The following is a 12,381-nucleotide window of genomic DNA, read 5'->3' on the forward strand; positions in this document are numbered from 1 at the left end:
AATTTACGGTCTTATTTTGGCGGGCTGCTTCAGCATCTCACCATGCACGTTCAGTATCTTTTCCTGCAGTTTCAGAAAGCTGTGTTCTGTCATTCCGTCTGCCGAATATAAAACGCCGCAAAATTCAGAAATCGTTTCGGCTGCGCTGTCTTCAGCCAATAACGTCATATGGTTGGATACCGCCACATCCATGATGGCGATGTTTGTCATATGCTCTTGCCACTGGCTCCAGTAGTTGACGAAATCAGCGGATAAAATATCGGCCCTGATCGTAAAATACGGATCAAGCTCACCCAAGAAAATACCGTTTTTATTTCGGAAATAATAGCATGTCACCCCGTTCGGATCCGGAAGCGGCAGGAGTTCGTAATCAGTGATTTCGTAAGCGTCCTGAACGTTTATATTCTGCCTGATCAGATTTTTCACCAACGCGTCCGTCTTCGTTAACCCCCGCTGTTTGGCTTTTGCTATTAATTGCTCTAAAAATATGTCTTCATGAAGATCGGCATCTAGTTCATCACGGTGAATCAAGGTTTCAGAAATGCGTTCCGGATGTTGATAGATCGGTGCAAATAAAGCCATGTTCACCGTCTGCAGCATCATATTTTTATCAAATAATTCATCAGGAATGTTTATTTCCCGCGCACCCGCCGAGTCAAAGGAGTCGAGCATGACGATTGACTCAACGGTTTCTCCAGCCAGCTGCAATTGCCGGGTGACTTCATAAGCGAGCATGCCCCCTAATGAATAGCCGCCTACATCGTAAGGCCCCCGGGGCTGCACGGTACGTATGAGCTTAACGTAATATTCCGCCATGTTTTTAATGCCGCGGATCGGTTCCCGGTCTGTCATCCATCCTCTTGCCTGAATTCCGTAAAAAGGACGCCCGGTCCGTTCGGCAACAGGCTGGTACAGCTCCACTGCCCCCAGCGCGGAATGAAACCAGAAAATCGGTCTTCCCTTTTCCCCCGGGTTAAGACAGATCAGTTCGGGCGGTTCTTGATCATCTGTCTCTTCTGATATATCGTTTTGTTTCGTATGTTCCTCATGTACTTCATCAGTGTCTTTTTGAACGGAACCGGTCAGATACCCGGCTAATTTTGCGATTGTCGGATATTCATAGACCAGATTTGCCGTAATAGACGCTTGATAGGTTTTATTAATAGACTGAACCCATTCCACACCGATAATAGAATCCAGCCCCATGTCAATGAATGCCTCATGCTCATCAATATCTTCCGGCTTCAGAAACAGGATGTCCGCAAGGCTTTCTTTAAGCTCTTTGCGCAAAGTGCCGTCAGAGATGCCGGCAAGGGGAGTTTCTGCTTCCGGGATTTGCGGACGTACCGCTGTTTCCTCCGCTTCAGCATACTCGGGTTTCTTTATTTGCCCCGCTATATATTCCGCAAGCTCCTCAAGCGTCGGGTGTTCATACACCTTATTGGCAGTAATCCCAATGTGGTACGTTTTATTTACTGTTTGTATCCATTCAACCCCGATAATGGAGTCAAGCCCCATGTCGATGAAAGGCTCATCAGCATCAATATCTTCCGGCGACAAAAATAAAATATCTGCCAGGCTTATCCTCAATTCTTCAAGCAATGTTCTATTGTCTTCGGAAACGGCGTTTTCCGGCTGCTGGACAGAAACAGTACAATCCAAAGGCTGTAAGACGATCGGTTTTTGCAATGTCTCCGGTTCAAACGCTGTCATTTCGATCTCAGTTAAAGGACTCAGAGAAATCAGACCTTCATGTTCAGGCTGTGGCGGAGACGGGGGAACGGTTTGCGTTTCAGACTTTTTCATGGCTTGGCCTGGTAAAGAACTGTTTACATCAGCCGCCCAATACCTTTCTTTTAAAAACGGGTAGGCAGGCAGCGGCGTTTTATAATATTGCCCTCCGTCAAAAAGCCGTGTGAAAGGAAGATCATATCCTCTGCAAAAAAGGTCAGCGATATGTGCCAGGCTTTCTCTGTACTGCGCGGGCGAAGCCGCCGAGCGGCACTGTTCAATGCATTCCATTCCGAATGTTTTCATTCCGGCTTCGTCTGCCGGCTTCTGATCCTTCAAATTGGACACAAACACACCCGGAAGCTCTCTTTTTACAAGCCACTCCGATAATACCCGCTTCAGTTCGTCCGCACTGCTTACGATACAGGCAAACCGGTGATGCAGATGCTTTCTGCCGAGCAGGAGCGTATAACTTATATTTCCCAGATCGCTGTCTTTGTTCTTGCTGAGTGAATCCAGCAGGCGTTCTGCCTGAATTTCCAGCTGACGCTCCGTCCGCGCAGATAAAGGAATGAGGCAGGCCGGTTTTGCCGGTGACCGGCGCACGGTTTGCGGCGCCTCTTCAATAACAAGATGGGCATTTGTTCCGCTGAATCCGAATGAACTGATCGCGGCTCTGCGCGGTGCATCCGGATTCCGTTCCCACGGTATCAGCTTTTCATTCACAAAAAACGGGCTGTCCGCAAATTGAATATGCTGATTGGCTTGATGAAAATGCAGGGAAGCCGGAATCTGCCGATGCTTCAGCGACAGCAGGATTTTAAACAATCCGGCCATCCCCGCGGCCGCAGCGGCATGTCCGAGATTGGTTTTCACAGAGCCGATGGCGCAATATCCTTTTTTATCCGTATAGCGGCGGAAAGCGCGCGTTAAGGCGCTGAATTCGATCGGGTCGCCCAGTGCAGTGCCCGTTCCGTGAGCTTCCACCATTTGAATGGTTTCCGGATTAATGTGAAAAGTATCATAGACATGCCGTTCCAATCGTTCTTGAGAAAGCGCGCTTGGAGCGGTTATTCCGTTTGTAGCGCCGTCCTGATTCATTGCAGAGCCTTTTATGACGCCGTACACATGATCTCCGTCACTGACGGCGTCGCTAAGACGTTTCAGCACCACCGCTCCCACGCCTTCACCCGGCACGAAGCCGTCCGCGCTTTGATCAAACGTATGGCAGCGCCCGGTCGGTGACAGCATATTCGCCTTATTTGACGACTGATAAAAAGCGGGAGTGGATTGAATGAAAACCCCGCCCGCCACCGCCATTTCCGTTTCTTTCGTCCAGAGCCCCTGACATGCCAAATGAATGGCTGTCAGCGAACTGGAACATGCTGTATCAACAGTGATCGCCGGCCCTTGTAAATTAAGGTGATAGGCGATCCTTGCCGGAGTGACGGAATTATGATTGCCCCAAAAAGCCTGCGCGGGCCCCTGCTGTTTAAAAATGGCCTGGTAATCTCCGCCGCAGGAGCCGGCATACACGCCGCATTCCCGGCCTCTTACCGAGTCTCCCGCATATCCCGCATCTTCAAGCGCTTTCCATGATTCTTCCAGAAACAGCCTCTGCTGCGGGTCCATATAGGTCGCTTCACGTCCTGATATATGAAAGAAAACGGGGTCAAAACATTCAATGCCCTCTATAAAACTGCCATACTGGCATTGACTGTCAGAGACATCCCATCTGTCTGCTTTTTTAATCAGATCCCGTCCGGCGGCTAAGTTTTCCCAAAACTCATGGACATTCTCCGATTCAGCAAACCGCCCGCTCATCCCGATAATCGCGATCGGTTCTTTTTCAGGTAACACAGCTGCTGATTTTACCGTTTCGGCCGGATCCTTTTGTTCGGGGCGGTACGTCATTTGATACGGCTCAGAAACGCTGATGACGATTTTCCCGATATTTCCGCGGTCATCCAGACAGTGATACGCTTCTTTTATGTCTTCAAAGGAAAAGATTTTTGAGATGACAGGCTGAATGACTCCCTCTTCCGCCAGCCGCTGCAGTTCCAATTGATAGTCTTTGACCTGATCCGGATTTTGAAGGGAGAGCTTCCGCAAATCCACGCTGTGAAACGATTGATTGTTATGAAGGACGGACAAGTCGACTGATTTAGCGGATTTCAGCGCAGTCATGGCAATTTCGATATATCTTCCGCCCGGCGCCAGGCAATTCATTCCTTTTTGCATGGCATCACCGGCCAGGGTATTAATGACAACATCCACCCCACGGCCGCCGGTCATTCGCATGATTTCCGTTTCAAAATCTTCTTCCAAATAGCAAATGGTATTGTGGATCCCGAGCGAATGCAGATACTCAATTTTTTTCTGTGATCCGGCCGTTGCATATATTTCCGCGCCGATATGCCGGGCCATTTGCACCGCGATCAGCCCCGTTCCTCCCGTCGCGGTCTGAATTAATATTTTTTCGCCTTTTTTAAGTCCGGCTTTCCGGAAGGCGTCTATCATTGTCACCGCCACGGTAGGAAGAGCGCATGCTTCTTCAAAGGTCAGCCGGGCCGGTTTATGATAGACTTGATGTTCTTTACATGTGATGAGATTCGCCTGAGAGCCAAATTCCTCTCCCATGCCGACAATCACTTCATCACCCGGAATGACGGATGTTACATGCCTCCCTGTCTTGATCACGACGCCGCTTGCTTCGAATCCCGGAGTGAACGGATAAGGCGGCATCGTCGGATACAGCCCTCTGACACAAAGCAAGTCTCCGAAGTTTAAAGAAAAGGCGCGGACGGCTATTTGAACTTCGTCATCTTTTATCTCGGGCACTTCACTGCGGGCAATCGTCAGATCTTCAATGCCGCCCGGACGGTCAATCACAACCCGGAACATTCCCGAGTCATCGGACTTTGCGAAAGAAAGCGGCATCCGTTCTTGTTTCGGTTTCTGATAACCGTTTTCCTTTCTTTCCGTCTTCAAAGGTTTTTCAGCAGGCCGTTCTTCCTGAAGCGCCGGGCGGATTTTCGCTCTTTCGGTCTCCAGAGATGAGGCTATGATGGTTTCATATTCTGCCGAGATATAACCGGTCAGCAGTTTCACATGATAGTAATCAAATAAAATCGTTGTCTGCAGTGTAAGATTCAATCGCTTATTAATCTCGTTAATCACATTGACGGCCAAAATGGAATCAATGCCGTATTCAGAGAAATTCAGTTCTTCCTGAATATCCTCTTCTTTCATTTTTAATACATCGGCAATACTTGTTTTGATGACAGAGCGGACATGGGAAGCGACCGATTCCCCATCAGCCTTAACAGCTTGATGCTCCTCTGGCGCGCGGCTGCGGGAAACAGGCTGTGCGGGCTTTCGGAAAACTTCGGCCGGGGCGGCGTATGGCTTTCTGCCGTCTCTGATCCCTTGCATCCGAACGAGTCCGTCACTCTCAGCTGCGATAATCTGCTGACCTAAATCATGAGCCGTTTCAGCAGGGAAACAAACCGCTCTGTATCCTTCCGAATGCAGCACACGCTCCCACGATTTTGGATATAGGCCGGGACTTCCCGGAATCCGAAGCTCAGCATCCTCATAGGACCACCAGCCGTCAAGCAGCCCGAAGGTTAAATGGGTAAAAACAGAACGATCGCTGATTTCGTTTATCAAAATCATCCCGTTGTATTTCAGGAGCGCTTTCAGACGGCGCAGCGTCAAACCGATATTTTTTGTGGCGTGAAGCACATTGGCGGCGATGACAATATCGTAAACACCCGTTTTGATATTTTGTGATTCGCAAGGCTCCTCTGCATTAAACAAGGCTGTTGTCAAATACGGCACGTCAGGTCCGTATTCCTGTTCGGCATGCATTAAAAAAGCTTTAGAAACATCCGTATAACAATATTCCGCAATCTGTTTTGCAAATGGTTTCAGTTTTGTAAACAGCATGGCGCTCGTTCCGCCCGTCCCGGCCCCTACTTCTATCAGCCTGATACGGGCATCGGGATGTTCTGTAAGGTAGGCTTTCAGGTAAGCGGCCGCGGAATCTGCTAACACTTCATTAAAATAATCCGCAACGGGATTATGCTTATAAACACCTTCAACGAGCCGCATTGATGAATCGGGAAATACGATATCCGTAGCCGGACGTTCTCCTTTTAAAATTGAAGGCATCGCTTTTATCGTCGCCTCGGCCAATTCAGCTTGCGCAAGCTCCCCCTTGGGAAGCAGGCGTTTATGGGCATTCCACTCATTCCAGACTGTGCGGCCGTCCGGGCGCTGATCCGCGAGAAGAGTGATCGTGTATCCGTCATACGCGATATATCCGTTTTCTTTTAATAGATTCAGGCTTTCTTCCAGCCATCTGCCGTATGTGCCGATCACGCCGGCGCTCCGCATGGATGCTGCAGGTGTGGTGACAGGCTCGCTGAAAAACCCGATTGACTGTAATTGATAAAAGAGCAGTTTGCAAAGAAGGCTGTTCATATGCGCAACTCCATTTCTCGTTTTAAAGTCTCAAGCCGTTCATTCCGATCCGGATTTTGCCGCTTGACGCTTTCCATAAATGAAGGCTCCGGGCCGGATACAACCGATATTGCATCTTGATCCGTCAGTGCGGCTAAGCCGTGCGGAGCAGCTTTGATGAATGCCGCTTGGCTGAACGGTTCTGATAGTAAGACTTCCAGCGCCTCCATTGCTTCATCGGGTTCAATAGAACCGATCCCTGACGCCTCCATCCGTTTTCTGTAAGACGGGTCTGATACAACGCCCAGACTGCCCCAATATCCCCAATTCATGACTTTCACTTCACAATCAAGCAAGGAAGCGATATGGCGGGCAAAGGCGTCTTGAAATGTACACCCTGCCGCATAGTTGCTTTGCCCGGCATTTTTTGTGAAAGAATTAACGGATGAGAAAAACAGCACAAAATCAAGCGGTTCTCCCTTAAAAGCTTCGATCATTCGGACGCTCGTATTCACCTTAGCTGAAAAAGCGTTTCTGAAAGAAGCTTCATCCATATTCGCCATACTTTTATCGGCAAGCGTTATCGCGGAATGGATGACTCCCGTTATATTGCCGTATCGCTCTCTTATGGAACGGACGGCCGCTTTAAGCGCTGCGGCATCTTGAGCATCAGCCTGTATATAATGCGGCGCGGGGCCTGATAGGGCCAGCCTGTCTATTTTGCTCTGAATCTCCTGATCCTTCGGCCGCCTGCCGATCCATATCATCCGTGCTTTGTAACGGGTGATCATGTATTTGCTCCATGCTTCTCCGATGCCGCCCGCTCCGCCGATGACAGCATAAACGCCGCCTTCTCTGTACGACATACGCGGAGCGGAACTTGTCAGCACCCGGACTGTTTTTTGCTTGTGCCAAGCTCCGTTACGGTACGCGGCAGCATTTCCGTCCGGATCTGGAGGAAGGCGCCAGATGTTTTTCATCTCAGACGAATCACTGCCTTCTTCTGCATCAATCAGCCTGATGTCCCAGTTCGGATATTCTTTTGCCAATGAACCGATCAAACCGTGTACGCCTGCATGCTCAGGCTGCGGGAGATCACCCGGATACACGGACTGTGTCTGCCGGGTGACCGCCGTAAAGCTGATGTTTCGGTTTCCATACCCGAGTGACAGCAGCGCTTTGATGAAACGGAAACATTGAATCACCCCATTCTCCTGCTCATCAAGCATTTCCTGACTGGCGGATGCGGGTGCGAAACGATCCGGCGCAATCCATAAGAAATGGCGGATATCTTGATAACCGGCTGTCAATTCACGTAATGTTTGCTCGCTTGAATGATCCGGCGTCTCCGCCAGATGGGCGCGGGGCCACATTTTTGCCGCGGCCTTTATGGTATTTCCCGGCTTTCCGATGATCAGCAATTGTTCCTGATCAACCGCTCGATTTTCTTCCAGGGAAAAGAAAGTTTTGTCCCAAACAGGGGCAAGCATCGCCGTCTGAACTTCCTGCCGTTTGCTTTCGGTTTGGTTTGTCTGCCGGACAGCCCGGCAGGAGAAGCCCGTCAATCTCATACAAACAGCGCCGTTTTCATCACATAAATCAATATCCAGCGTCAGCGCTCCGTTATCTGACCGATCGCTCTGTTTGCGGACAAGCGCCCACATCGTTTTCTGAGTCGGCTGAAATATTTCTGCCTGCCGCAGGGAAAACGGCAGCATCGGAGTGTCTCCGGCAGTATCTGAACCGGCACCCAGTGACGCCTGAAACGCGGCATCCAGAAGACTCGGATGGATGACAAACTGATCGGCGGTACTGTCTGCCGTTTCCGGCAGCGACAGCCGGGCTGCAGCCCCCCTCTCTCCGATCATCAGCTGATCAATGCCTTGATGGCTCGGCCCGTAGATCATACCCGCATGCCGGAAAGCCTGATAAACCTCATCAGACGTCATAACCGATTGGCTGCAGCCGGACAGCCAGCCCTCTAAATGAACAGACGGAGCCGCTGCTATCTCTCCCGATACGGCGGTGCCTTTACTGTATAAAATCCGTTCTCCCCCAGGTTCTTCCGATAGGCTGTAAATCGTAAATTCAATGTCTTCATTTTCCTTAAGAATAAGGCTGATATGGACTTCTACATCCGTCCCTTTATGAATGACAGGCCTCATCCATATGAGATCTTTCAAATACATTCCTTTACGTCCGTCCGGCACAGCGTATGCGGCACGCTCAACGGCCGCTCTGGCCATTTCGATCACGGCGGCTCCCGGGAGCACCTTCTGTCCATTGACTGAGTGATCAGTGAAAAAGAATTCCCGTCCGGTAAAAACAGAGGTGAATTTCAGCTCCCAAAGATCGGATGTGTTTTCATGGAGCAGCGGATGGATCACCGTTTTGCCGTCATCCCTTTTTGAAACCGCCTCGGCTTCATCTTGAATCCAGCATCTGACTTTTGCAAACGGATAGGCGGGAAGACTGATTCTCCGGGGTTTTTGTCCCGAATATAACAAGTTCCAGTCCACATCAACTCCTTGCACCCACATTTTCAGCAAATGACCGTACTTTCTCTTTTTCAGCCATTTAACCATGGCTTCCTGCAAATCTTCATCAGATTCAAACACAGCCACTGTCTCGTGATTTCGCTTCGCCCGTCCCCTGTAAAGATGCGGTGCGTTTTCATTTTCCAAGTACGATCTGAGCTTGTCCTCCAGCTCCTTAAGGGAGTCCGCAATGAGAGCCAGCCGCTCATCCATCGCTTCGCGCCCCGCTTGTAAAGTGTACGCGACATCAAATAAGTCCGGCTTATCAATATGCTTCTTTTGAAGAAAAGCAAGAAGGCGCTCCGCATATTCTGTCAGACGCTCGCCATTTTTCGCAGACAGCAGAATGACCGCCGGCTCTTGGCTGCTGATTGCTTGTTTGACAGGAGCCTCATATTCTTCAATAATGATATGCGCGTTAGAACCGCCCGCACCAAAGCTGCTGATTCCCGCCCTGAGCGGCTGTTCTTCTCCGTCTGCTGAAATCCGTTTCCAATCTGTTAATTCACGGCAGACGGAAAACGGCCCTCCATCAAATTGAATATTCGGATTTAAAACATCAGCATGCAAGGATGGGGCGATTTGTTTGTGCTTCATCTGCAGCAGCACTTTTGTAACTGCGGCGATGCCTGCTGCCGATTCCCCATGTCCGATATTTGATTTGACAGACCCGACAAGACATGTTTCAGGAACATCACCGAATGCATCGGTTAAAGCCCGGATTTCAATCGGATCGCCTAATTTCGTCCCTGTCCCGTGCGCTTCCACATAGCTGATCCGGCCCGGAGATACCCCCGCTTCCTGTAAAGCTTGAGAAATGACTTCGCTTTGCGCCTTGGGGTTCGGTACGGTGTAACCGCTCGCTCTCCCGCCGTGATTAATGGCAGCTCCTTTAATGACGCCGTAAATCCGATCTCCGTCTTGTACGGCGTCTTCTAAACGTTTAAGAAGCAGCACCCCGACCCCTTCTGCCGGAATATAGCCGTCACCCCCGGCGCCGAAACTCCCGCAGTGTCCTTTAGATGAGATGAACTGCCCCTGGCTCAGCATGAAGTACTTGTTAGGATGAACGGTGAGATTCACTCCGCCGGCAAGCGCCGCGCGAATCCGATGATCCCGCAGATCCCGGCACGCCATGTACAATGAAGTCAGCGAACCCGAACACATCGTATCGACCGACATGCTCGGCCCTTGAAAGTCACAAAAATAGGAGACACGGTTAGCAATGGATGAAATCCCGCCGGGGAGCCCGATATGCCGTCCTTTCACTCCCGCTTCAGCCGCGAATAGCGGGTATTCCTGATACATGACACCGGCATACACGCCTACCTGACGGCCCAGTTCAGGGGATGTCCTCGTATATCCCGCATCCTCCATGGCCATCCAAGCATGCATTAAAAACAGCCGCTCCTGGGGATCAAGGTGTTCCGCTTCCCGGGGGGAAATCTTAAAAAACTCAGGATCAAAATCGGCGATCCCGTCAATGAACCCGCCCCATTTGCTGTAGATCGCTCCCGGCGCCGTCCGGTCCTCGGAAAAGTAATGTTCCCATTTCCAGCGGTCTTTCGGAATTTCGGTAATACAATCCTTGCCTTGTTTGAGATTATCCCAAAACGCATCGATATCATCGGCCTGCGGATACTTGCCGGAAATCCCGACAACGGCAATATCCAGCGGTTTTCCTTTCGTTTCCTGACGGCTTTGATTCCCGGACGGGGCAAAAGACGCATTTTCAAGCCGATTTGGCTGAAGCACTTCTTTCACAGACGCATTTTTCAATTCCGCCAGCTGTTCCCCGGTATGACTGAGGATTGCGGCATCAAATGAGAGAAACCCGTCTTTTTTATGTTTGATTGTATTCACCACATAGACGGTATCAGACATGACAGGTCCGTAAAGCGTCAGCCTCTCAATCATGAGCGGGACGTGAATCCGCTTTTTCAGCTGCAATTCTTCTTCACCGAGCGACATATAACATGAATTCAATATAAGCGGGTCAAATGCAAAGTGATGCAGATCGCCTTTTTCTTTTTTTCCTGATAAGTCCAGCTGCAATAAAAAGGAACTCTCACTCATTTTGTATCCCGCCGTTACCGTTTTCAGCATCGGGCCTATCGTGAAGTCGGCAACCGAATCGTACAGACGGGAAATGACATCCGGCCCCACCTTTTGTGCATGCGACTTTATTTGTTCAACGTCATATGATTTTTTTATGGGTGCCTCTGTATATCTGCTTATTTCTCCTTCGGCACATGTCTTTCGGCTTTCTTTACCGGAGACAGTCCAGCTTGCGGTAAAGCGTTCGGCACTCTTTTCTGCCGCAAATGAAATGTCAATCTGTGCGGCCTCTCCCGGCTCCAGCGTGACGGGCCCGCCCGTAAAGCGGATATCTTTCAGCTCGGCGGGATACGTGCCGGAACGAGATGCTCCGGATGCTTCAAGCACCAGACACGGATACACTACACCCATCAGTGCCGGTTTGCCGAAAACCAGATGATCCTGAAGGAATGCTTCATGTTCATAGAAAGTAAATGTCTGACTGCCCGATTGCGTTTCAGAGACCGGTGCTGCATCCGCGACAAGGCCGGAAGATTCATCTGTTCCTTTTGTTTTTATGTCTTCAAGCAGTTCGGATATGCTGCTGCACTCAAATAAAAGAGTCGGATTCAGACGCAGATCAAACGACCCTTCGATGTCTTTAATAATGGCCAGAAGCTGTGACGATTCAAGACCTAATTCAAAAAACACGGTGTGCGCATCATTTCTTGTGACAGGACGGCCTACGTATGTCGAGAAAATGCGATATAAGGTTTCCTCCATCTGCTGAACGCCTGGTATCAGCTGCCGGTCTGTCCGCACCTTTTTGGCTGTCAGGCCGAGCAGTGAAGCAATATGCACGCCGCTGGGGTTGTAAAAGTCAATATCCATTTTCACCATTTCAGAAGGCGTGCCGGACTTTTTCGAAATCACCGCGTAACAGCGCTCCGTAACGGTCTCAGCGGCAATAAACGACTCATAATAAATCGGTAAAAACAACTCGGCGCCTGCAGCTGTCTGCAATACGCCGGAGGCCATGGCGGCACCGTCCATCAGCGCGGGATGAAAGAGCGCGCCGGGGAGATTTTCCCGGCATGAATCAGACTGCCGAATATCAAGGAAACATTCCTCTTCATAAGCATAGATCTCTCCCTCCGGCTTCATCAGCCCGTCATGCGACAGTCCGCGGCTTCTCGCGTCTTCGTAAACCGTATGCAAAGAGACTGATGGAAGTGCGGCTTGTTGTTTTTTCTCCCCTGCGTCAAGACGCCTGTCTGATGAGAAGACTTCTTCATACATCTCCGCTGATAAGAAAACCGTCCCGGAATCCGCCCCGCAAATCGAGGCAGTCCAGAACTCCTTTTCTTTACTGAATATGACACTCACATCAAGCCGCTCTGACCGCTTCACTGATAAAGGATGATAAATGGTCACCCGTTTCAGACAGATGGAACGGAATGAAAGATCAAGGCTTTGCTTTGCCAGCTGATACAGCATATCAATATAGGCCAGACCGGGCATGACAGATTCTCCGTGAACAAGATGGTTTTTCATAATGGGATGTTCTGCCGTCAGGCGCAGATTCACTGTTTTTTTCATGGTTAGTCCC

General features: G+C 50.1%; 2 protein-coding genes. Both read right to left on the reverse strand.

Going from position 1 to position 12,381, the window contains the following annotated elements; genetic code table 11:
- Positions 1 to 3: 3 nt before the first annotated feature.
- Positions 4 to 6,219 carry a beta-ketoacyl synthase N-terminal-like domain-containing protein gene (locus tag ACWJJX_RS11850; RefSeq protein WP_454022995.1) on the reverse strand — a complete coding sequence of 2,072 codons (6,216 nt, stop codon included), beginning with the start codon at positions 6,217 to 6,219 and terminating at the stop codon, positions 4 to 6.
- The gene (locus tag ACWJJX_RS11855) at positions 6,216 to 12,371 is read right to left on the reverse strand and encodes an SDR family NAD(P)-dependent oxidoreductase (RefSeq protein WP_454022996.1); all 6,156 of its coding nucleotides are present in this window, start codon (positions 12,369 to 12,371) and stop codon (positions 6,216 to 6,218) included. Before ACWJJX_RS11855 ends, ACWJJX_RS11850 begins: the two co-directional genes overlap by 4 nt.
- Positions 12,372 to 12,381 lie beyond the last annotated feature (10 nt).

This window comes from Bacillus sp. YH3-2-B2 (assembly GCF_053663335.1).

Bases quoted from the DNA above. Each gene is read 5' to 3' on its own strand.
- ACWJJX_RS11855 (WP_454022996.1), bottom strand. From the start codon at position 12,371: ATGAAAAAAACAGTGAATCTGCGCCTGACGGCAGAACATCCCATTATG.
- ACWJJX_RS11850 (WP_454022995.1), bottom strand. From the start codon at position 6,219: ATGAACAGCCTTCTTTGCAAACTGCTCTTTTATCAATTACAGTCAATC.